23 protein-coding genes are annotated in these 22,111 nt (G+C 65.6%); 12 read left to right on the top strand and 11 right to left on the bottom strand.

The window, feature by feature from the left end:
- The first annotated feature begins 362 nt into the window (after window positions 1–362).
- The 6 genes from AKL29_RS43035 to AKL29_RS30565 all read left to right on the top strand — a co-directional run bounded on the left by AKL29_RS43035 (window position 363) and on the right by AKL29_RS30565 (window position 5,473).
- The gene (locus AKL29_RS43035) at window positions 363–509 is read left to right on the top strand and encodes a hypothetical protein (RefSeq protein ID WP_160321808.1); all 147 of its coding nucleotides are present in this window, start codon (window positions 363–365) and stop codon (window positions 507–509) included.
- A gap of 6 nt (window positions 510–515) precedes the next feature.
- Complete coding sequence (locus AKL29_RS30585; protein WP_028335070.1) at window positions 516–1,052, top strand: helix-turn-helix domain-containing protein; 537 nt, start codon at window positions 516–518, stop codon at window positions 1,050–1,052.
- A 176-nt stretch (window positions 1,053–1,228) separates the two neighbouring features.
- Window positions 1,229–2,269: an adenosine deaminase gene (locus AKL29_RS30580; protein ID WP_050386710.1), complete on the top strand. Its 1,041-nt coding sequence runs from the start codon at window positions 1,229–1,231 to the stop codon at window positions 2,267–2,269.
- Entirely contained in the window at window positions 2,259–3,434 is a 1,176-nt protein-coding gene (locus tag AKL29_RS30575) for an MFS transporter (protein ID WP_050386709.1), read from the top strand. Before AKL29_RS30580 ends, AKL29_RS30575 begins: the two co-directional genes overlap by 11 nt.
- Window positions 3,435–3,548: 114 nt before the next feature.
- Window positions 3,549–4,022, top strand: coding sequence for a VOC family protein (locus AKL29_RS30570; RefSeq protein ID WP_050386708.1), 474 nt, complete (start codon window positions 3,549–3,551; stop codon window positions 4,020–4,022).
- 188 nt (window positions 4,023–4,210) lie between these two features.
- On the top strand, window positions 4,211–5,473 hold the full coding sequence (locus tag AKL29_RS30565; protein ID WP_050386765.1) for a serine hydrolase domain-containing protein: 1,263 nt from the start codon (window positions 4,211–4,213) through the stop codon (window positions 5,471–5,473).
- Between the two features lie 7 nt (window positions 5,474–5,480).
- On the opposite strand, the gene AKL29_RS30560 is transcribed toward AKL29_RS30565, so the two are convergent.
- From AKL29_RS30560 to AKL29_RS30535, 6 genes are all read right to left on the bottom strand, one after another.
- Window positions 5,481–5,978 (bottom strand): peptide deformylase, encoded by a 498-nt coding sequence (locus tag AKL29_RS30560; protein WP_028335075.1) that lies wholly within the window; start codon window positions 5,976–5,978, stop codon window positions 5,481–5,483.
- A gap of 66 nt (window positions 5,979–6,044) precedes the next feature.
- A complete protein-coding gene (locus tag AKL29_RS30555; RefSeq protein ID WP_050386707.1) occupies window positions 6,045–6,917 on the bottom strand; it encodes a bifunctional helix-turn-helix transcriptional regulator/GNAT family N-acetyltransferase in 873 nt (290 codons plus the stop codon).
- Window positions 6,918–7,081: 164 nt separating this feature from the next.
- A complete protein-coding gene (locus tag AKL29_RS30550; RefSeq protein WP_050386706.1) occupies window positions 7,082–7,549 on the bottom strand; it encodes a carboxymuconolactone decarboxylase family protein in 468 nt (155 codons plus the stop codon).
- Window positions 7,550–7,640: 91 nt separating this feature from the next.
- On the bottom strand, window positions 7,641–9,737 hold the full coding sequence (locus AKL29_RS30545) for a hypothetical protein (RefSeq protein WP_050386705.1): 2,097 nt from the start codon (window positions 9,735–9,737) through the stop codon (window positions 7,641–7,643).
- Between the two features lie 165 nt (window positions 9,738–9,902).
- Window positions 9,903–10,763 carry a DMT family transporter gene (locus AKL29_RS30540; protein ID WP_050386704.1) on the bottom strand — a complete coding sequence of 287 codons (861 nt, stop codon included), beginning with the start codon at window positions 10,761–10,763 and terminating at the stop codon, window positions 9,903–9,905.
- Window positions 10,760–11,266, bottom strand: a complete 507-nt coding sequence (locus AKL29_RS30535; protein WP_050386703.1) for a MarR family winged helix-turn-helix transcriptional regulator — start codon at window positions 11,264–11,266, stop codon at window positions 10,760–10,762. The genes AKL29_RS30540 and AKL29_RS30535 overlap by 4 nt, the downstream gene beginning before the upstream one ends.
- 210 nt (window positions 11,267–11,476) lie before the next feature.
- Between AKL29_RS30535 and AKL29_RS30530 the strand changes: the two genes are divergently transcribed.
- A complete protein-coding gene (locus AKL29_RS30530; RefSeq protein ID WP_050386702.1) occupies window positions 11,477–12,274 on the top strand; it encodes a DUF899 domain-containing protein in 798 nt (265 codons plus the stop codon).
- A 129-nt stretch (window positions 12,275–12,403) separates the two neighbouring features.
- Here the strand turns inward: AKL29_RS30530 and AKL29_RS30525 are convergent, their stop codons facing one another.
- Window positions 12,404–13,303: a LysR family transcriptional regulator gene (locus AKL29_RS30525; protein WP_028335082.1), complete on the bottom strand. Its 900-nt coding sequence runs from the start codon at window positions 13,301–13,303 to the stop codon at window positions 12,404–12,406.
- A gap of 103 nt (window positions 13,304–13,406) precedes the next feature.
- On the opposite strand from AKL29_RS30525, the gene AKL29_RS30520 reads away from it, so the two are divergent.
- Both AKL29_RS30520 and AKL29_RS30515 read left to right on the top strand, forming a co-directional pair.
- Window positions 13,407–14,189, top strand: coding sequence for a GNAT family N-acetyltransferase (locus AKL29_RS30520; RefSeq protein WP_082190761.1), 783 nt, complete (start codon window positions 13,407–13,409; stop codon window positions 14,187–14,189).
- Window positions 14,186–15,379 carry an MFS transporter gene (locus AKL29_RS30515; RefSeq protein ID WP_028335084.1) on the top strand — a complete coding sequence of 398 codons (1,194 nt, stop codon included), beginning with the start codon at window positions 14,186–14,188 and terminating at the stop codon, window positions 15,377–15,379. The genes AKL29_RS30520 and AKL29_RS30515 overlap by 4 nt, the downstream gene beginning before the upstream one ends.
- Window positions 15,380–15,397: 18 nt before the next feature.
- Here the strand turns inward: AKL29_RS30515 and AKL29_RS30510 are convergent, their stop codons facing one another.
- Complete coding sequence (locus tag AKL29_RS30510; protein WP_063779973.1) at window positions 15,398–16,837, bottom strand: MFS transporter; 1,440 nt, start codon at window positions 16,835–16,837, stop codon at window positions 15,398–15,400.
- Window positions 16,838–16,961: 124 nt separating this feature from the next.
- Here AKL29_RS30510 and AKL29_RS30505 point away from each other — a divergent pair, with 124 nt between their 5' ends.
- Entirely contained in the window at window positions 16,962–17,873 is a 912-nt protein-coding gene (locus AKL29_RS30505) for a LysR family transcriptional regulator (protein ID WP_050386701.1), read from the top strand.
- Between the two features lie 20 nt (window positions 17,874–17,893).
- On the opposite strand, the gene AKL29_RS30500 is transcribed toward AKL29_RS30505, so the two are convergent.
- Complete coding sequence (locus tag AKL29_RS30500) at window positions 17,894–18,802, bottom strand: LysR family transcriptional regulator (RefSeq protein ID WP_050386700.1); 909 nt, start codon at window positions 18,800–18,802, stop codon at window positions 17,894–17,896.
- Window positions 18,803–19,016: 214 nt separating this feature from the next.
- On the opposite strand from AKL29_RS30500, the gene AKL29_RS30495 reads away from it, so the two are divergent.
- Complete coding sequence (locus AKL29_RS30495) at window positions 19,017–20,534, top strand: MFS transporter (protein ID WP_050386699.1); 1,518 nt, start codon at window positions 19,017–19,019, stop codon at window positions 20,532–20,534.
- A 50-nt stretch (window positions 20,535–20,584) separates the two neighbouring features.
- Here AKL29_RS30495 and AKL29_RS30490 read toward each other — a convergent pair whose 3' ends face one another.
- Both AKL29_RS30490 and AKL29_RS30485 read right to left on the bottom strand, forming a co-directional pair.
- On the bottom strand, window positions 20,585–20,989 hold the full coding sequence (locus AKL29_RS30490) for a cupin domain-containing protein (protein ID WP_050386762.1): 405 nt from the start codon (window positions 20,987–20,989) through the stop codon (window positions 20,585–20,587).
- Window positions 20,990–21,090: 101 nt separating this feature from the next.
- Window positions 21,091–21,492 (bottom strand): Ohr family peroxiredoxin, encoded by a 402-nt coding sequence (locus AKL29_RS30485; RefSeq protein ID WP_050386698.1) that lies wholly within the window; start codon window positions 21,490–21,492, stop codon window positions 21,091–21,093.
- A 148-nt stretch (window positions 21,493–21,640) separates the two neighbouring features.
- Between AKL29_RS30485 and AKL29_RS30480 the strand changes: the two genes are divergently transcribed.
- The gene (locus AKL29_RS30480; protein WP_050386697.1) at window positions 21,641–22,108 is read left to right on the top strand and encodes a MarR family winged helix-turn-helix transcriptional regulator; all 468 of its coding nucleotides are present in this window, start codon (window positions 21,641–21,643) and stop codon (window positions 22,106–22,108) included.
- The last annotated feature ends 3 nt before the right edge of the window (window positions 22,109–22,111 follow it).

The following is a 22,111-nucleotide window of genomic DNA, read 5'->3' as shown; positions in this document are numbered from 1 at the left end:
TCGGCACCCGGCTTTCCCTGCGCCCTCTGTGAGAGGAGGGCGGCAACTACAGCAAGGCTCGGGCACTTCATGCCGCGAGAATGCGGAAGCTTGATTCACGGCTCCGCAACACACTCAGTGTCGTCCCTGCGAAAGCAGGGACCCATAACCACCGATGGTCATTGTCGAGCGATGCCAGAACGACGAGTCCTGTTCCCAACCCCGGCCGCGCCGTAATGGGTCCCTGCTTTCGCAGGGACGATCAGCGTGCTTGCGGAACGGTTGTGGCCACCGCATCGCGCGGTCGGACCGGACGGGCATTGTGATCGTGATGGCGGTGTGCGGTTTCGCCAACCACCCTATGCGAAAAAAGACAGACTGCCGTGGCCGGGCTCGTGACATGCCTGTGGTTCGACCAGCGCCAGGCGCGCGCGGCTGCGGATTTTACGCCGCGGCCGTTCCTGGTAGCGGTGTCCGCGGCGCATGTCTTCGCTGACCTGCGCCACGAGTTGCAGAACAAAGTCGGGTGAATGTTGATGGGTGATCAAGGCCGCGGGTTGCGAAGAATGCGATTGCTTCGTCAGATGAAGCAAAGCCACCTCGCTGAATTGATGGGTGTGGATCAGGCGACCGTGTCGCGCTGGGAGCGCGGTATTCTCGATCTGTCTGAAACCCAGTGGATCTCGGCGCGCCGATTGCTCATGGGTCCGTTCGAGCCGGCCCAGGATGTCGCCCTGAAGCGCCTTGTCGAATCCTCGACGCGCAAGGTCCATCTGGTGTGCGACCTGACGCATCGGCTGCTTGCCGCATCGGCGCCCAGGCAGGCCGAATGGCGAACCGGCTTGTCCGAATTCCTGGGCAAATCGCTACGTGTTTATGCCTCTCCGGAAATCCTCGCGGCTGACACCGCCCTCAATGATCTCGGCTGGTATGACGGGCAGCTCAGCTCGCTCGAGGTCAATACGGGTCCGAACTCCGATGCGGACCTCGTGATCCTTCCGGGACGCATGCTGTGGGAGCGCATCATGCTCGCCGACGGTGCCCCCGCACGGCTGGTCACCACCATTGCCTGATGCACGGGGAGGCTGCCTCAGCCGGATAACGCTCGCATATTTTATGCGTGGCGACCTTTCGACAAAGGCTGCTAGGTCAGGCTCGTACGGCAGACGAGCTTTGGCACGCGCATCCGGTTGGATGCGCGGGAAAAAGCTCTGAAGCGGAACACGCCCGAGGCCAGAGATCGCGTTCAATGAATTCCGTTCCGTTATTTGACATCAAGGCCGTTCCGAAGGCCGAGCTTCACGTGCATGTCGAGGGAACACTGGAGCCGGGCATGCTGCTCGATTTTGCCCGCCGGAATGATGTGGCGATCCCGTACCGCTCGATGAACGATATCCTCTCGGCGTATCGATTCTCCGATCTCCAGTTTTTTTTGGAGATCTACTGGGCCGGCCTGACCGTGCTTCGGACGGAGCGCGACTTCTATGAGTTGACGCGCGCGTACCTGACCCGTGCGCGGGAAAACAATGTCGTTCATGCGGAAATCTACGTCACCCCTGCCGACCATACCGAGCGTGGCGTGCCGTTCGATGCGGTCATGGACGGCATCAGCGCCGCTTATGCAGACGCGCGGTTGCAACGCGATATCACCGGAGGCGTGATCCTGTGCGTTCGCCGGCATAAGCCTGTTGAAGAGGCCTTCGCCGCCATCGAGGCGGCACGCCGCTGGCGCGACGGCGTGGTGGCGCTCGGACTTGGTGGGCCGGAAAAAGGCTACCCGCCCGGACCCTTCGACGAGGTCTTCGCCCGCGCCCGCGCGCTTGGCTGGAAGACGACTGCGCATGCCGGTGAGGAAGGGCCACCCGATTACGTAACCGAAGCGATCGACAGGCTGCGCGTCGACCGCATCGATCACGGCGTCCAATGCGAGGCCGATCCGGCACTGATGCGGCGCCTTGCCGACGAGGGGACGCCGCTCACGGTATGCCCGCTGTCGAATGTGGCGCTGCAGATCTTCCCCGATCTCCAACGTCACAATCTGCGCCGGCTGCTCCACGCCGGCCTCTGCGTCACGGTCAACTCCGACGACCCCGCGTATTTCGGAGGTCACGTCAACGAGAATTTCGTCCGCGCGGCAGCGGCGTTGGGCCTGACTGTCGAGGAGCAATTGAGCCTCGCCGACAACAGCCTCAAGGCTGCGTTCATGGATGAAACGCGGCGTCAGGACTATCGGCGCGTCATCAGGGACATCAGGGCGCCCCTCCACACCGGTCACCTGCATGACGACTGACACTTCCAGTCCCGGGCTCCGCGTCTGGTTCGCCGTCATCGTGCTCGGCGTTGCTTCGTTCACGATGGTCACGACCGAGTTCGCGCCGGTCGGGCTGTTGTCCCAGATCGCCCTCGACCTTGGTCGGGACCAGGCCGCGGTCGGGCTCACGGTCACGCTCTATGCCTGGATTGGCGCTGCGAGCGGCCTGTTGTCCGCCGTTCTGCTGCAGGGCTTTCCCCGCAAGCCGCTGCTCGTTGTTCTGATGCTGGTGCTGTCCGCGACCAACCTTGCGGCAATGCTCTCCGACGGTTTCACGGGGTTGTTACTGGCGCGGGCGGTCGGTGCTGTCGTTCACGGCTTCTTCTGGGCGATGGCGGCCGCGATCGCAACGCAGATTGCGCCGTCTCATCGCATGGGTGTTGCGACAGCGATCGTGTTCGGCGGAATCTCGATGGCAACCGTCGTCGGCGTGCCACTCGTCAACCTCATCGGACAGAACAACGGATGGCGCGCGGCATTCGGCGTGATCGGCGGGGTCGGATTGTGCACGTCCGTCCTGATGGTCGGGGTTCTTCCGCGGCTCCGGGCCGGATCGCCGGCGGGATGGCAAGCGCTGGCAGCGGTGATTTGCCGACAGGACCTGCGGAAAATCTATTCCGTAACGGCGTTCATGGCGGCGGCGAATTTCGCAGCCTACACGTTCATCGAACCCTTCCTCGGCGAGATCGCGGATGAGCCGCCTTTCATGATCGGTGTGATGCTGTTCGGTTTTGGCGGAGCAGGATTTGTCGGCAACATCCTGAGCGGCGTTCTGAGCGATCGCTTCATGACATCCGTCATCACGTGGGGACTGGTGGCCCTCGCGGGCGCGCTTGTCGGGCTTGGATGGTTCGGCCCGCAACTGGGGACCGGCACGGTCGTTACCTTGCTCGTTGTCTGGGGCGCCGCCGTCGCGGCGCTGTTCGCGGGCCTCCAGACCTGGATCTTGCGTGCGGCCGGTTCCATGGCAATGTCCGCGGCCGCTATCCACTCGGCCGTCATCAATTCGGCGATTGGCGTCGGAGCCATTCTTGGTGCCCGGATGCTGACTCTCTCGGATGTATCCGGAGTGATGCTGATGGCGGGAGCGATCGTCATCGTGCCGCTCCTGATCATGCGCGTGGGCCGAAGTTGCGAAACGTGATCCGCGATGGCGAAACACGTTGTGGGACGAAAGCCTGCGCCGCGTCGAACCAGGACCATAATCACGGATTATGCCCTCTCCATTCTGCTCGATGATCCCTGGAAGGACACTGCCATGACCGATCTCGTCACATGCCTCTGGTTCGATCAGGGCCGGGCGCGCGAAGCGGCGGAGTTTTATGCCGCGACGTTTCCCGACAGCCATGTCGGCGCGGGCCATCAATCTCCGATACCGGGCATCGGGCAGGGCGAGGAGCTGACGGTCGAGTTCACCGTGCTCGGCCGGCGCTTCGTGGGGCTGAACGGAGGCTCCAACTACACGCCGAACGAGGCGGTCAGTTTCATGGTGCTCACCGACAGCCAGGAGGAGACCGATCGCTACTGGAATGCGGTCACCGGCAATGGCGGCAAGGAATTGCCGTGCGGCTGGTGCCGGGATCGCTGGGGCTTTGCCTGGCAGATCACGCCGCGGCGGCTGCTCGAACTCGTCAACAGCGCCGATCGCGCCGCCGGCAAGCGCGCCATGGAGGCGATGATGACGATGAAGAATATCGACATCGCCGCGATCGAGCGCGTGGCGGCGGGGTAATCCGTCTGCCGGAATGATTTGGCCCGCGCTCGATAGTCAGGTGTCCGATCGAGCTGGCGTGTGCGGCACGCGGCCATCCGCGTCGCGGCATCCGCTCACCGTGACGGTCACCCCGGCGCAAACGCGGGATGTGCCTGGTGCCGTCGCGTGATACGAAATTCGCATTCGCAGCTCTGGAGCCAGCCCTGATGTCCGTCGCAGCCGCCGCCAATCAACCGCAAAATCTCACCGCCGCCGAATCCGATCCGCAAACGCTTGGCTGGATGCAGGGCTTTCCGCCACCGCAGGACAGGACCATCACCTTCCAGAACGGCTCGTTCCGCAGCTTCCCCGAATTGCGCTGGGCCTGGAGCAACGTCCGCCAGCTGGTGCCGACCGTGAATGTCTGGCGCGGGGCAGGGCCGGCGTCGGTGCTGCCGCGCGAAGAGCATGATATTGGCGCGTCGGCATCGGTGACGATGGACGGCCGCCCGATGACCTTCGCGCGTATGCTCGAGGAAACCTATGCCGACGGCATCGCCGTGCTGCACCGGGGCAAGCTGATCTACGAGCGCTATTTCGGCGCCTTGAGGCCGCACAAGCCGCACATCGCGATGTCGGTGACCAAATCATTCACCGGCACGCTTGCCGGCATCCTGATCGCCGAGAGCAAGATCGATCCGCAGGCGCCGATCACCGATTACGTACCGGAGCTGAAGGCAAGCGCGTTCGGCGATGCCCGCGTGCACGAGGCGATGGATATGACCACCGGCCTCAAATACACCGAGGTCTATACCGACAAGAATTCCGACGTGTGGGGGCTGCGGCGCGCCAACGGCATGGCGCCGATCGAGCCGGGCTATGAGGGCGCGACCAATATCTTCGATTTCCTCTGTGCGCAGCAAAAGCAGGGCGAGCACGGCAAGGCGTTCGCCTACAAGACCGTCAACACCGACGTGCTGGCCTGGATCTGCCGCCGTGCCAGCGGCATGACGCTGTCGGACCTGCTTTCCGAGCGGATCTGGGCGCCGATGGGCGCCGAGGAGGATGCGCATTATCACGTCGACCGCATCGGTACCGAAAGCGGCGGCGGCGGACTGTCGACGACGCTGCGCGATCTTGCCCGCTTCGGCGAGACGATGCGCAACCACGGCCGCTTCAACGGTCGCCAGATCGTACCGTCCGATGTGGTCGAAGACATCGCGCGCGGCGGCGATCCCGGGAAATTCAAGCCGGCCGGCTACACCACACTGCCAGGAGCGTCCTACCGCAATCAATGGTGGGTGACGCACAATGCGCACGGCGCCTTCATGGCGCGCGGCGTTTATGGCCAGGGCCTCTATATCGATCCGAAGGCCGAGATGGTGATCGCGCGCTACGCCTCGCACCCGGCTGCCGGCAACGCGGCCAACGACCCTGTGACGCTGCCGGCTTACATGGCGCTGGCCAAGGATTTGATGGCGGGAGGGTGACGTCCGACTACGCGCGCGACAGCTTCTCGAACCGCTTGATCAGGCGCTCCCGCTTCAGGCGGGATAGCCGCCTGATCCAGAACTCGCCGTCGAGCTGATCGATCTCGTGCTGATGGCACACCGCGCGCAGGCCGTCGGACTCTTCGGTCTGCATGTTGCCGTCGAGATCCTGATAGCGGATGCGGACGCGGGCGTGGCGCTCGACCTCGTCATTGACCCCTGGCATCGAGACGCTGCCCTCCTTGTGCAGGATCATCTCGGGCGAGGTCCGGATGATCTCCGGATTGACATAGGTCCGCGCCCCCTCGCTGGCATCGAGCTCGAGCACCACGACGCGCAGGGATACACCGATATGCGGCGCGGTGATGCCGATGCCGGGCGCCGCGCGCATGGTTTCGAGCAGGTCCTGCGCCAGTTCGCGCAGCGCCTCGTCGAACATGGTCACCGGCTCGGCCGGCAGTGCAAGCCGCGGATCGGGATAGCGCACGATGGGGCGAATGGTCATGCCCGTGTCTTAGGCCAGGGCATCGCGCCGGACAAGCTGATGCGGGCGCCGCGCGCGGAGCGCCGTTCAGAGATGCTTTTCGAAGAACAGATCGGGGTAGGGGTCGCCGTTGAAGCGCGGGATCTCGGTCCAGCCCGTCCGGCGGTAGAGCTGGCCGGCTTCCGGCAGCGCGCTGTTGGTGTCGAGCCGCAACACCGCGATGCCGAGCTCGCGCGCGGCCTTCTCGGCCGCGTCCATCAGGCGGCGGCCGAGGCCGAGACCGCGCGCGCCAGGTGCGACCCAGAGCCGCTTGATCTCGGCGAACCCGCTGCTGCCGCCCTTCAGCCCGACGCACCCGATCGGCAGGCCGTCCGACATCGCCACGATGAAGCTGCCGCGCGGCCGCACCATGTCCTTGGCCTCAGGGTCGCGCGACAACCTGACGTCAAAGCCTTTCTCGAAGCGCCGCGCCAGCTCGGCGTAATATTCGCCGAGGCAATAGCGCGCCTCGTCGCCGCGCGGATCCATCTCATCGAGGGCGGTGCCATCGCGGCCGAGCGCCGAGGCGATCAGGTCCATCGCCGCCAGCAGCGCCTCGCGTTGGCTGTGGTGGGAGAGAAAGTCCTTTGCCTGCCGGTTGGAGATCGCCTCATAGGCGTTGAACTCGCGCTTACCCGCCGCCGTCAGCCGCGCGATGCGGCGGCGCGCGTCGTCGCCATGCGCCGTGGTCTCGATCAGTTCCTCGTCCTCGAGGCTGCGCAGCAGGCGGCTCATCAGGCCGGAATCGAGCCCGAGATAATCCCTGATCTCGCCGACATCGGCGCGGCCGTGCCCGATCGCATTCAGCACGCGCGCCGCGCCGAGCGGCCGGCCGCGCCCGAGGAACGAGGTGTCGAGCGCGCCGACGGCGGAGGTCACGGCACGGTTGAAGCGACGGACGCGGGAAACAGGGTCGAGCATATATCTGACTTTAGTCAGATATCGTCGCCGCGTCAATCGGCCGACGATCCGGACCGAATGGAGCCTTGTCGCCTAGTGCAGAGGCCATGCGATAGCGACGCGCATCAGCCTGGGACGCAGTGGCGCGAAGTCAGCCGCTGCGCCGTGTCGTGCCATTTCCGCGGTCACGCCGCAGCCATCCTGGCCTTGAGCACGTGCGGATCGACGAAGCCGCCAAAGCCGACCGCGATCCGGTTCCAGCCGTTGATGACGTTGATCAGCAAGGTCACCTTGACCTGCTCCTCCGGCGTGAAATGCGCCTTCAGCGTCTCGTAGGCCGCGACATGGGTATGCTGCTCACAGATCCGCGTCAGGGCTTCGGTCCAGCCGAGCGCGGCGCGCTCGCGATCAGTGTAGCAGGGCGCTTCGCGCCAGGCCGACAGCAGGTAGATGCGCTGCTCGGTCTCACCCTCATCGCGGGCGAATGTCGTGTGCAAATTGATGCAATTGGCGCAGCCGTTGATCTCCGAGGCGCGGATCTTCACGAGCTCGGCGAGCTTCGGCTCGAGGCTGGAGGAGATCGCGACCGACGCGTCGAACCAGATCTTCATGATCTTGGGGGCGGCGGCGAGCGGATCAAGTCTGACAGTCATGGTCGGTTTCCCTGGGTTGGTTGACGACATCATGACGAACGAGGAACGGCGAATGTGACATGCCGGCGCGATATTTTCATCCGCCGCGGCGCTACTGGGGCGCGAGATCGCTCGCCGCTTGCGGCAGTTCTTGCAGCAGCTCTGTTTCCCATTGCGAAGGATCCGTCAGGAACCGCGCGAGGTTGTCGAAACAATAATACCCGAACTCCGACTTTGATCGGGCGGCGGACGTCGCGGCTGCACGCGCCAGCAAACGCGCCGCATACTGCTTCGCCGTCATCAGGCTCGCCGCGTGCTCGGCCATCTTCGCCATTCGCCAGAGCGCCGAGTGATCGATGGCATTGCCGAGATCGCCGAAATAGAACCCTTCCGCGAGCTCCAGGCGAGCGCTGGCACTGCCCGCGTTCTCCAGCATCAACGGAGCGATCTTCTCGAAAAAGAAGCTCTCGTGATCGGTATCGACCAGCCCGTAGTAGCGCAGCAGGACATCGTTGCTGGTTTTGTCCACGCGCGCGAGGCACCATGCGGCGTAGCCGAACAGCGCGGTCGGAATCTCGTCTCCGTAAGGATCGTACCAGGCGCTGGCATGCGGTCCGATGTGCGTGCATACCGCGTCGATCAGCCTTCGGATCGCAGGCGCGGCGCGGGGGCAGTGCTTCGCAACATGCGAGAAGAACTTCTTCTCGTTGAGCCGCTTGCCATCGAAACGGAACACTGCCTGCAGGTGGTTGTCGTGAGGGCGCTCATTGATATCGGGGCTGATTTGCGCCGTGAGCGCATCGATGGCCGCGATACAATCGGGCTCGCTCATCGAGGCGAGATCGACGGCGTAGGTGCTGAACCGCTTGGCGAGCGTCTCGGCCTTCTTGGCCAGCGCGGCATCCTTGTCCTCTTCTTGCGGCTCGGGTGGCGCGGGCCTGAAATGATCGTCGGTTACGGGCACCACCCGGACGCGGTGTACCGGATCGCCCGGCGCGCCGGAGACCGTCACGATCCCCTCGGTGAACCGGATATCGAGGCGACGGTCCGGCAGGGGCGTCGCCTTCGACCAGCCGCGGGCGCGCGCCAACCAGGGACGGTCGTCCATCCCGAACCGCTCCAGCATGATCTTTGGCGAGACCGTTCCGTCCACGCCGACGCAGGCGACGAAGTCATTTCGCCTCAGCCAGAAGGCCAGACTATCGGGTTGCCAGCCAATCACGTCCCGCTCGGAAAGCTCGAAGTCGCGCAGATTGCTGCTGACGTTGGCGTAGTGGGTGTTCGGATCCGGCCACAGATCGGGGTGCGATTTCGCGTTGATCTCGTTGGTCGTCAGCGTGGCCTCGCGATCGAGCAACTGTGACACCTTGCGGTAGATCTCGCCTCGCCGAGGCGGCAATCCCTGCTTCCGCCTGTCGAGATCGAGCTGGGTCGTGTCGGGCAACCCTTCCGCCTGCATCCACATCGGCGCGACGGAGTGCAGCCGCCGCAGCGGAAATGCCTGCCAGATCTCGACGGCAAAGCTGAAATATTCCCGCTGCGCCGTGGTGTCTCTACCCAGCAACCGGGAGACGAGCGAGCTCTCCTCGGTAATCATGGGAAGCCGGGAATTGTCGGCGCGCAGCCAATAGCGGCCGCACGGGCTCGAGCGGATCAGGAACGACCTGGCACGCGATCCCTCGCAGCTCGACACATTGTAAGCGCCGGTCTGCGGATCAATGCGCAGCAGCAGCGCGATAATTCCATTGTCATGCCGGAACGCCGAAACCAGAATCCGGCCAGCCTGGTCCAGAACCGGCGGGCACAGCGAGTTGCCGCTCGGCATGTCCAGAACCGAGCGGACGATCGCCCTGCGCTCGAGGTCGATGACATGCAGGTCAGTCGCGTTCGCGGCGTGATAAAGCACGAGATAGACGAACCGGCCATCCTTGCTCTGGAGAAATCCGTAACTCAGATAGTCGTCGCGCGCGTCCTTTCCGTCGTGGCCGCGCGCCCAGGGCGTTTGCAGCCGATCGACGAGCCGGCGATGCGCCAAATCATAGAAGGCGAATCCCGCGTCGGTGTTGAAGAACCACGCGATTGCGTCCGGCAGCAGCCCGGCATTCCGCGCGGGCCGCTGGCCGAGGGCAGGACGCATGATCCAGTCATCCTGGCCGTCGACCTGGATTGCGAAGTACTCGGTATTGCGGATTTTGCGGATGGAGTTCACGATCGGGTAACCCTGCGAAGCCGCCTCGTCGTCCCGGGTTGCTTCTTTATATGCGAGCCGGACAACGTCCGATTAATGCGATCGGGAAACATGCGGTTGACCAGCCGGCGACCGGCGGCGGGAGGACACTTGCCGCATGTATCTTGCTGTGCGCCGACGAGCCGGTTAGGCGCGCGCCAGGACCAGCACGTTGCCGGCAAGGATCGCGGCGGCGCCGGCGAGCACAGGCCAGCCCAGCGCAAGGTGCTCGAACAGGGCGGACAGCACGAGCGCGACGAGCGGCACCAATGCGAGCGTATAGGCCGCGCGGCCGGGACCGAGCCGGCGCACCAGCTCGAAATAGAGCATGAAGGTGATGCAGGACGCGGCGATCGCGAGATAGAGGAAGCTCGCCACGTAGGAGGGCGAGATGTCGGCCGCAAACGGCGTGCCCGTCGCGACGGCCCACAGCGCGCTCGCCGTCGCGCCGACGAACGCGCCCCAGCCGAGCACGGAGACGACGGGCAGTCCGGCGCGCTGGTTGCGTGCACCGACCGTTGTCCCGGCGCCGGTTGCGATGGCCGCGGTGAGCGCCCAGACGAATCCCGCAAGCGGCGCGGCGCCGTGCGCGGCGGCGCCGGGCAGGAAGATGATCGCCAGTCCAAGGATGCCGCACAGCGCGCCCGATACGAAGCCGGAGGAGATCGGAACGCCGAGTGCGGCGCGCGCGAGCACGGCCGCGAACAGCGACGATGTCGACAAGACGAGTGCCGCAAGCCCGCTCGGCATCCGTGCGGTCGCCTCATAGAAGGCGATGAAGGCAATGGCGAAGAACAGCAGGCCCTGCAACACGACCGCCGGCCGGTCCTTTCGCGGGATCGCGAGCGGCACGCCGCGCAGCCGTCCGTAGCCGAGCAGGATGACGCCCGCGAGCACCATGCGCAGCGCGACCGACCACGGCGCGGGCGTTACGCCGGCCTGCATCGCCGTTGCCAGCGCGCCGCCGCCCCAGAGCAGCGCGGTCAGCGCGAACAGCAGGACTGTCATGGCGTGCCGGCGTCGTCGCGCAGTGCGCGCCAGCCGCCGGCATCGATCCGCGCGCTTTCCCCCTCAAGCCGGGTGAGGGCGGAATCGAGCGTGACGCGTTCGCTCTCCGAGAGCCGCGCCAGCAGCCGCGTCTCGATCGCGCTGCCGAGTGCAGCGATCCGGTTGAACGCGGCCCGGCCGCTGCGGGTGATGCTAACGGCGGCAAAGCGCCGGTCGGACTTGCCGGAGCGTCGCACCGCGAAGCCGAGCTCTGTGAGCTGGCCGATGCCGCGGCTGACCGCGAACGGATCGAGCGCGCAGGCGCGGCGGATCTCGGAGGCGTTGGCCGCGTCGCGCTCGGCGATGACGGCGAGGATGCGCCAGCCGGCCTGGCTCAATCCGAACGTCTCGCCGTAGAAGCGCTCGAGCGGTCGGGCGACCTGCGCCGCGACCAGGAACAGGCGGTAGGGCAGCCAGGCACTGAGCTTCAGCCCGTCATCGGACGCAGGCGCGGTCTGTTTCATGGAATGAGAGGCTCGCACATATAATTGCAAAGTGCAAGCATATCGCAAATACTTATTGGATCGCATGCGTGAAAATCCCGACACACTTGTCACTCCCACTCACTGCTGCCGCGGCGCCAGATTGGGGCATGACCAACGGCGAACGGCGGGCGGCGATGGAACCGCGCTGGGATCCCGGAGTTCGTCCAAATCGGAGATGGAGAGACCATCATGAATAAATCAGCTGAAAGCGATCGCGGCGGCCTGACGGCGATGCAGACGCCGCCGGTGGTGTCACGGGAGGCGTGGGAGGCGGCGCGCCTCGAGATGCTGGTGAAGGAAAAGGCCCAGGTGCGGGCACGCGACGCGCTTGCGGCGGAGCGGCGGCGAATGCCCTGGATGGCGGTCGAGAAGCCGTATGTCTTCGAAGGACCGAACGGCAAGGCGAGCCTGCTCGACCTGTTCGAGGGCCGCCGGCAGCTGATCATCTACCGCGCCTTCTTCGAGCCCGGCGTGTTCGGCTGGCCGGATCATGGCTGCCGCGGCTGTTCGCTCGGCGCCGATCAGGTCAGTCATCTCTCCCATCTGAACCAGCGCGACACCACGCTCGCTTACGCCTCGCGCGCACCGCAGGCGGACATCGCGCGGCTGAAGGCGCGGATGGAGTGGGACATGCCGTGGTACACGATCACCGACAGTTTTGACACCGACTTCGGCGTTGCCGAGTGGCACGGCCACAACGTGTTCATCCGCGACGGCGAGCGGATCTTCCGCACTTATTTCGTCAACAGCCGCGGCGACGAGGCGATGGGTACGGTGTGGAGCTATCTCGACATCACGCCGCTCGGCCGCCAGGAACTCTGGGAGGACTCGCCGAAGGGTTACCCGCAGGGGCCGACCTACAAATGGTGGAACTGGCACGACAATTACGAGGCCGAGGCCACGCCGAACGCAAAATGGGCGGCGGTGACCGATGCCGGCGAGGCCGCGTTCCGCAAGATCGCGGAGCAGGAGCGCAAGGCGACGTAAGGGGTAGAGCAGGGAGAACGCGCGGCGTGCTTTCAAGGGCTTCGGTTTTGATTGGATCAGAACCGAAGCTCTCGCTTCTTGTCTTGCCTGCCTTCTTGACGCGGACCGGCGTCCACCTCGCTCGACGCTCTAGCGGCCATTGTCCCTGGCCGAGAGCGCCTTCAGCGCCGACAAGGTCTGCCGCAGCCCGCGATCGAGGCGCTTGTCGCGGCGGATCACCACCGCGAGCCGGCGGTAGAGCTTTGGTGACAACGACCGGACGATCAGGTCGCGTTGCTTGGTCCTGGCGGGAACGGCCATGCCGGGCAGCACCGCGCAGCCCAGCCCGGCGCGCACCATCTCCTTGATCGCCTCGACGCTGCCGAGCGACATCAACGGCTTCAACGACACGCCGCCGCGGGCCAGCCACTCGTCCGCGGTGCGTCTGGTGTTGCCGCCCGGCTCGAACAGCAGCACCGACCTGGTCGCCAGCACCTCCGGCGTGATCCGCGCCGGCAGTTGCATGTCGCGGGGCGCGATCAGCACGAACTCGTCGTTCACGACCGGCGTGATCTCGAAGCTGCGCCCCGACGCCGGCAGCGTGACAAGCGCGATGTCGATGGTGTTGTCCTCGACCGCCCGGGCGATCTCCGCGGTGTTGCCAGTCGTGACCGTGATCTCCAGCGAGGGCAGCGCGGCGCGCAGTTCCTTCAGGATCGGCGGCAGCAGGAAGATGCAGGCGGTCGCACCGGTGCCGAGCCGCACGCGGCCTGCCGTTCCGGTCGTCTGCTGTGCAACGGCGTCGACCGCCGATGCCACCGCCGCATTGATCTGATGCGCGTGCGAGAGCAGCGCGACGCCGGCGGCGGTCGGTCTGGCCTTGCGTCCGACCCGCTCGATCAAGGTCGCATTGAGGCTGCGCTCGAGCTGGCGCACCTGCAGGCTCACCGCGGGCTGCGTGAGTTGCAGCCGCTCGGCCGCCGCCGAGAAGCTGCCGCAGTCGATCACGACGGCGAAGCTTTCGAGATAATCGAGGTTGAGGTTCTTCATCAAAGTATCTCTTATGCCGCGCATAAGCTGTCAAAGCTTCACTTATATAACGCCGGGGCGCATAGTCCGGCAAGCGACGGCTTCGGCAGACCGGGAGTGGGCTTTGTCCGGCCTCAAGTCCATTGGCGGTGTCATCGTCGAGCTGGGGCGCTATCTTGCGGTCTCGCCGCATTCGCGCATCCGCCGCAGGCAGGCGCTGCGCGAGCTCGACGATCGCCTGCTGGCCGATGTCGGACTGTCGCGCAGCGATGTCGAGATGAGCCCGTGGTGCCTGCAGCATGCACCGGCGCGTTGTCGAAGCACCGGCATAATGCCGCAAGACGAGGCAAGGATGAGAGACAACGAAGACACCGTGATCCGCGACGCCACAGAGGTCGACATGGCGGAGGTGCAGCGCATCTACGCGCACCACGTGCTCAACGGACTGGCGACCTTCGAGGAAGTGCCGCCGACACTCGACGAGATGCTCAGGCGCCGTGCCGCCGTGCTGGCCGCGGGGCTGCCGTATCTCGTGGCCGATATCGAGGGACGGGTGGCCGGCTACTCCTACGCGACGGCGTACCGGCCGCGGCCGGCCTATCGCAACACCATTGAAGACTCGGTCTACGTGTCGGAAGCCCTGCGTGGCCGCCGCGTCGGCGCGGCGCTGCTGCGGGCGCTGATTGAACGATCGGAGGCGGGACGCTGGCGGCAAATGATCGCGGTGATCGGTAACAGCGGCAACGCCGGATCGATCGCGCTGCACCGTCGCATGGGCTTCGAGACGGTGGGGACACTGAGGTCGGTGGGCTTCAAGCTCGGGCAATGGGTCGACACCGTGCTGATGCAGCGGCCGTTGGGGCCGGGCGCTTCCACGCTTCCGTCAGACAAGGAAACGGCCCGGTGATCGCACGCCGGGTCGTGATTGCCCTCGGGCTGGCTCAACTGATCTCGTGGGGCGCGACCTACTATCTGATCGGCGGGTTCGGCGAGCAGATCGCCGCGGATCTGGGCTGGAGCCGCGACATCGTCTACGGCGGATTTGCTGCGGCGCTCTTGGTCATGGGGGTGACGTCGCCCCTTGCGGGCAGGTGGGTGGACAGAAGCGGTGGCCGGCAGGTCATGGTCGCGGGCGCGGTGATCAACGCGCTCGGCTGCGCCGGTCTCGCGCTCTCGCACCAGATCGGCAGCTATTTCGCATCCTGGATCGTTCTTGGCCTCGGTATGCGGTTGACGCTGTACGATGCCGCCTTCGCGGCGCTGGCCCGGATCGGCGGGCCGGAGGCGCGCCGTGCGATGTCCGGGATCACCTTGCTTGGTGGCTTGGCCGCCACCGTGTTCTGGCCGCTCGGCCATACGCTCTCGGACCATTTCGGCTGGCGCATCGCGGTGCTGGCCTATGCCGGCATTGCGCTATTGACGATCCCGCTGCATCTGCTGATTCCGAACCAGCGATTTGCCGGCGTGCCGGGCTCTGCTGCGGTGGCATCGAGGCAACCGCGCGCGGCGGGGCGACGGCAGCTTGCGGCGGCGAGCGGGCTCTATGCCGTGATCATGACCGGCGCGAACTTCCTGAACGCCGGCATGTCCGCGCACATGATCGCGGTGCTCACCGGCCTCGGGCTCACCGTCACTGTTGCGGTCTGGATCGCAACGCTGCGGGGGATCGGGCAATCCGCCGCGCGTCTCTGCGAAGTCCTGTTCGGCGGACGGCTCGATCCGCTCGTGCTCAACCTGATGGCCTGCCTGATCATGCCGCTCTCCTTCATCGCCGGCCTGTTCAGCGGATCAGCGCGGGAGATGGGGGTCGCGTTTGCGCTGCTCTACGGCGCGTGCAACGGCATTCTGACCATCACCAGGGGGACGCTGCCGCTCATCCTGTTCGATCATCGCAGCTATGGCACGCTGGTCGGCCGGCTCATTGTCCCGAGTTTCATCCTGCCGGCGGCGGCGCCGCTGATCTATGCAATCATGATCGACCGGTTCGGCGATGCGAGCGCGCTCTATCTCTCCACCGGTCTCGCCCTGGTGACGCTGCTTGCCGCCATCCTGCTCAAGCTGCTGTTTCCGCCGCCGCTCGCGGCCGCGAAGCAATAGCCGTCGGCGGTGTCGATCTCAACGCGCCGCCGGCTCGCGCGGCAGCCACAGCGACAGCCAGCCACCGAGCGCCAGCAGCGCGACGTTGCAGCCGAGCGCGATCGTGAAGGCGTGCGCGTAGTCATCGGCCTGCGGATGCGGCCCGAGCAGGCTGTAGAAGATGCCGCCGATCATCGCGACGCCGAGTGCGGCGCCGATCTGGAAGGTCGAGATCATCATGCCCGATGCCAGCCCGGCATGGCGCGGATCGATGCTGCCGATCACGGCCTTGATCACCGAGGGCATCACGGTGCCGAAGCCAAGCCCGCCGCAGATCAGACCGAATTCGAGGCTTTGCGGAAGCGCGCCGCCGACCGACAGCATCACGACACCGAAGCCGACAACCTGAAGCGCAAAGCCCAGCGTCAGCGTGCGCGGGCCAAGCCATTGCATCACCAGCGACGACACCAGCGAGCTGACGAAGAAGCCGGCGGCAAAGGGCAGGGTGGCAAGGCCGGCTTCCAGCGGAGATTGGTGCAGGCCACTTTGCAGGTAGACCGCGAAGGTCAAATAGAAAGACGACAGCATGTAGAAGGCCAGCGCCATCACCAGCCCGATCACGAAATCGCTGTTGCGCAGCAGATGCAGCGCGACCAGCGGGTCGCCGCCTCGGGCTTCGAGGCGCGCTTCGTAGCGGACGAAAGCGGCGAGCATCAGCGGAGATGCCAGCAGCATCGCGACGATCCGGATAGGCCAGCCGGATTCCCGGCCCTCGATCAGCGGATAGACCAGAAGGCCAAGCGTGAGCGACAGCAGAATGACGCCCCCGACGTCAAGCCGCTGCGCATGCGCGGCGTGCGAGTCGGTCAAGAACAGCAGGCCGGCGACGAAGGCGGCGAGGCCGATCGGCACGTTGATCAGGAAGATGGCCTGCCAGGCCAGTCCGAACGGATGAGCCGAGACGAGTACGCCGCCCAGCAGCTGGCCGCAGATATTGGCAAGACCGAAGGTCGCGCCATAGAAGCCGAGCGCACGGCCCTGTTCGGCCGCCGGAAACAGCACGCGGATCGAGGCGAGCACCTGTGGGGCCATCACGGTGGCGGTGAGGCCCTGCAGGATCCGTCCGGCGACCAGCATGGCCGGTGACCACGCGATGCCGCACAGCACAGATGCGATCGTGAAGCCGGCGACGCCGGTCAGGAACATCTGCCGCCGCCCCAGGAGGTCGCCGAGCCGGCCGCCGGTGATCAGGAACACGGCGTAGGTCGCGGCATAGGCCGAGATCACGAACTGCACCTCGCTCGGGCTGGCGCCGAGATTGTCGCGAATGGCCGGCAGCGCGAGATTGACGACATTGAAATCGAGGATCGGCAGGAAGGCGCCGGTGAGCAGCACCGGCAGCGCCAGCCATCGCCGCGGGTCGACCGTCGCCGGCCGGGCGGCGTGCAATTGCAACGTCTCGGTGGTCTCGCTCGTCACCTGCCAGCTCCTCTCGGCAATCGCCGGCGCCCTCACGAGGGGTGTCGTCGGTTGAACGTCCGGGAAGATGGCCTGTCCGTTTGTGATAAGATATTATCCTGCCCTGCGAAGTGAGTTTGCAAAAATGCACAGTGTCCTCGACTGGAACGACCTTCGGCTAGTCCTTGCGGTCGCACGGGAAGGCAGCCTCTCGGGGGCGGCGCGCCAGCTCGGCGTCACGCATTCCACCGTGTTTCGCCGCCTCGGCACGATCGAGGATGCGATCGGAACGCGGCTGTTCGAGCGTTTCCGCGATGGTTACGCGCCGACGCCGGCGGGCGAGATCGCGGCGGCGTCGGCAACCCGGCTCGAGGACGAAGTGCTCGCGCTCGAGCGCAAGCTGGCGGGGCAGGACCTCAGGCCGTCGGGGCCGGTGCGGATCACGACGACGGACACGCTCGGCGCGGTACTGATGCGGCATCTGCCGGCGATGCGCGCCGCGCATCCGGAGATCCAGCCGGAGATCATCATCTCGAATGCGATGGCGAACCTGACGCGCCGCGAGGCCGAGATTGCGATCCGGCCGACGCCGGCACCATCCGAACTGCTGGTTGGACGGCGCATTGCCGATATTGCCCACGCGGTCTACGGATCGCGCGCCTATCTCGCCCGCCGCGTCGACAAGGATCTGTCGACGCACGACTGGATCGGGCTCGACGATGCGCTGGCGGGGACCGTCATCGCCGGCTGGATGCGCGAGAACGTGCGTTCGGCGCGGATCACCTGCCGGGTCGATGCGCTTCCGGCGCTGCGCGATGCCGCGGCGGCGGGACTGGGGCTTGCCCTGCTGCCCTGCTATGTCGCCGATGTCGCGCCCACGCTGCGCCGGGTAACGCCGAAAGCACTGGCGGAGCCGCGCTCGGCGCTGTGGCTATTGACCCATGATGATCTCAAGCGCACCGCGCGCATCCGCGCGACGCTCGATTTTCTCGCCAGGGCGCTCACCTCGGAGCGTGCGCTGTTCGAGGGAAAGCGCGCCGGAAGCACGCGTCGCTAGCCGGCCGGCGCGCAGATCGTTCAGGAGCCGACAACTTCCGTGACGGTTTGGATGTCCTCTGCCGCGCGATTCGCAGGCATCCGATGATGCTCGCGAAAGGCACCAACGATCGTCTTCAGTACCGCGCGCGATTTCGCATCTGACAGCGCCGACAGCAGCATGATCTCGGACGGCGGCAGGGCAGGCAGGCCGAGCCGCCGGCCGACCTCGATCGTCCCGGCCGGCGCGAGCCGGCGGGAGAATACCGAAGTAGCGAGGCCTGCGGCGATTGCGTCGGCGACGGCAAAGGACCCACAGCCGAGGAAGCTTTCCGTCCACGGGATGTCCGCCGCCGACAGCGCGCGCGTCGCGATGTTGAGCACGCCGCAGGACGGCGAGGAGGCGGCGAGCCGCAGCGGCTCGCCCGCGCGATGGACGAAGTCCGGCGTTGCGAACCAGCCGTAACGATCCGTCGCCAGCATCTCGCCGTCGCGGCGGTCGTCCTCGCGGCGGATGATGGCGGCATCGATCTCGCCGCGATCGAAGGCGTCGAGCAGGTCGCGGGAATCCTCGAGCCGGACTTCGATGGTGAGCGCCGGGTCGTGCGCATGCAGCCGCGCCAGCAAGGTCGGAACCTCCGCGCCTCCGACATGGGTGGCAATGCCGAGCGAGAAGCGACGCGGGCGCACGGGCGACAACGCCGCGACGGCGCGATCATGCGCGGCGAGCAATTCCTGCGCCGGGGCGAGGAAAGCTGCGCCCTGTGCCGACAGGCGCACCAGGCGCGGTGTCCGTTCGATCAGCCTGTGGCCGAGCTGGCTTTCCAGCCGCTTCAACTTGACGCTGATCGCGCCCTGCGTGGTGCCGAGCGTTTCGGCGGCGCGGGTAAAGCTCTTGAGATTGGCGATGGTCACGAATGTCTTCACGGCATCGACGTCGAGCGTGGTCATGTCAGTCATCCGGATTTGTTGTCTCTGAAATATCTAGTCATCCAATTCACCAATGCTCAAGCCATGACTAGCTTTGCGTTGTGAAGCGCCGTGGCCACCCGATTCCTGCCGCTGCTGCCTCAATACATCGTGAGTCGATCGATCGACGCTGCTGCCAGCACCCTGGCAACAGCGTGCGGTACGCCGTTGGCTTGCCACAACAAAAGGCCTGATCATGTCTACTGAACTGAGCCGCCGCGGCGTTGTCGTGCTGTCCGCCGTATGCCTTGCTTGCCTGATGTTCGGATTGGAGATTTCCAGCATCCCCGCGATCCTGCCGACGCTGGAGCGGGTGCTGCATGGCGACTTCAAGGCGCTGCAATGGATCATGAACGCCTACACGATCGCGGTCACCACCGTGCTGATGGCGATCGGGACGGTGGCGGACCGCTATGGTCGCAAGCGGATCTTCCTGGTCGCGATCGCGGCATTCGGCGTCACCTCGCTGATCTGCGGCGTTGCCTCGAGCGTCGAAATGCTGATTGTCGCCCGGTTCCTGCAGGGCCTCAGCGGCGGCGCGCTCTTGATCTGCCAGATCGCCGTGCTCTCGCACGAATTCCAGGCCGGCCGGGTGCGCGCCGTTGCCTGGGGCTGGTGGGGCGTCATCTTTGGCATCGGTCTCGGCTTCGGGCCGATCATCGGCGGCGCGGTTGTCGCGGTGCTGAGCTGGGAGTGGGTGTTCCTCGTCCACGTGTTGTTCGCGGCCGTCGCGTTCGTGCTCTCGATCGGCGGCGTGCATGAATCGAAGGACCCGAAGGCGAGCAGCCTCGACGTCGCCGGTATCGTGACGATGTCGCTCGCGGTGTTCTGTCTCGCCTTCTACATCACGCAGGGGCCGGATCTCGGCTTCGTCAGCTCGAGGGGGCTTGCGATCCTCGGCGTTTCAGCAGTGAGCTTCGCAGCGTTCATTATTGCCGAGAGAATCAGCCGGCGGCCGATGTTCGACTTTTCAGTGTTCCGGATCCCGGCTTTCTCCGGTTCGATCGTCGGCTCCGCGGCGATGAACCTCAGCTACTGGCCGTTCATGATCTATCTGCCGATCTGGTTCCACGCCGGCCTGGGCTATGACAGCGTGTCGGCGGGACTTGCCTTGCTCGCCTACACGCTACCGACGCTGGTGATGCCGCCGTTCGCCGAACGCCTGTCGCTGCGCTATCAGCCGGGCCTGATCATCCCGGTAGGGCTGTTCACCATCGGCGCCGGATTCATGCTGATGAAGTTCGGCAGCGCCGCCGCGCAGGCGACCTGGGCGACGATGCTGCCGGGCTGCTTGCTCGCCGGCATCGGTCTAGGCATCACCAACACGCCGGTCACCAACACGACGACCGGCTCGGTCTCGAGCGACCGCGCCGGCATGGCCTCGGGCATCGACATGAGCGCGCGGATGGTTTCGCTTTCGGTCAACATCGCGCTGATGGGCTTCATCCTGGCGAGCGGCGTGCTGGCGCATCTGAAGGCGGTGCTGCCGGCGCTCGACGGCGCGCAACTTCGCACCATCGCCGAGCGGATCGCTGCCGGCGACGTCGCATCGACGCCGGAGCTGACCGGCCCGGTCGTCCATCAGGCACTCGCGAGCGGCTTCGGCTGGGTGATGCTCTATGGCGGCATCGGGGTGTGGATCATGGCCGCGCTCAGCTTCCTGATCTTCAATGCGCGGCCGGTGCGGCAGGCCGAGGCTCACGGCACGAAGTGAACACGATGTCGCCGTGCCTGCCCAGGGGAGGGGCGGGCAGGCGGTACCGGTCACTTCACGAGGGTCAGCAGCGGCTTGTCCTTCTCGACGATGTAGGTCGCTAGCTCGCTGGCGGTGACGTCGCCGACATTCCTCGCCGCATGGACCGTGCCGGCGGGAATGAACAGCACGTCGCCGGCCTTCAGCCTCGCCGGCGGCCTGCCGTCGACGTCGTATTCGAGCGTGCCGGCGAGCACGTAGATGATTTCTTCGCCCGGATGCGTATGGCGGCCGAATGCCTTGTCCGGCGCGATGTCGACACGCACCTGCACGGCTTCACGTCCGCCGACGCTGAGGTCGTGGCGCTGCAGGTCAGTTCGCGTGAAACCGGCCGGTTGCCGCGCCTGTGCGCTCGGTATGGTCAGGAGGCTGGCGGTGAACAAGGCCGTTCTTGCGAGCAGGCGCGTTGCCTTCATCAGCTTGCTGGTCATCTTGAACTCCAGGATTTGCTTGCGTCCTTGTCCGACCACGAGCCCGCAAGCGGCCGGCCCGCGTCGGAGATCGTCGTATGCTCGTTTCAAACGAGGGTGGTCGTGACATCGATGTTGCCGTGGACCGCCTTGGAGTAGGGGCAGATGCCGTGCGCGGCTTCGATCAGCTGCTGCGCAACCTCGCGCTCGACGCCGGGGACGTGGACGGTGAGGCGGGCGCTCAGGAAGAAGGCGCTGCCGGCTTGGTTCAGATCGATCTCGGCGTCGACCTCGGGCTCGCTCGCGAGCTTGACCTTGCGCTGACCGGCGGCGAGCTGGATCGCGCCGATGTAGCAGGCCGACCAGGCGGCCGCGAACAGGTTTTCCGCGGCAGGGTGCGGCTGCGGCAGCTTGACGTCGAGGAAGCCGTCGCGCGAGCGGGCGGCGCCATTCGGGCCGGCGGTGACGTGGGTCTTTCCGGTGACGAGAACCTTTGCATTGGCAGTCATGGCGAACTCCTTTCGGATGAATATAGATCGTATCCGATCTAATCGTGTACACGTCGAAATAGGCCTCGGGCTTGATCGTGTCAAGCACTTCCGATTTAATCGGATGCGATTTACATTGACCGAGACATCACAAACTCCGGAGACGCCCGTGACCCGCACCTCCAAGGCCGAGACCAAGGGCCGAAAACTCTCGAATTTTCTGTGCTTTGCGGTCTATTCGGCCAATCTGGCCTTCGGCCGCGCCTACAAGCCGATCCTGGATGCGGTCGGCCTGACCTACACCCAATACATCGCCATGGTGGCGCTGTCGGAAGAGGACGAGCAGACCGTCAGCGCGCTCGGCGAGAAGCTGTTCCTGGAATCCAACACGCTGACGCCGATCCTCAAGAAGCTCGAGCAGAGCGGCTATCTCAGCCGTACCCGCGATCCCGCCGATGAGCGGCAGGTTCGCGTGAGCCTGACGCCGGCCGGCCGACGCCTGCTCGACAAGGACATCAATGTGTCCCTGGTCGAAGCCACCGGGCTCGGAGACGAATTTCCCGTCGTGCAGAAGACCGTCGCGAGGCTGCGCGACAATCTGCTGCGCAACACACGCGCCGATCCGAAGAAGGGCTGATCC

The sequence above is a fragment of the Bradyrhizobium pachyrhizi genome (genome assembly GCF_001189245.1).
GTDB classification, from domain to species: Bacteria; Pseudomonadota; Alphaproteobacteria; order Rhizobiales; family Xanthobacteraceae; genus Bradyrhizobium; species Bradyrhizobium pachyrhizi.
This window is presented reverse-complemented; position numbering and strand designations above follow the sequence as displayed.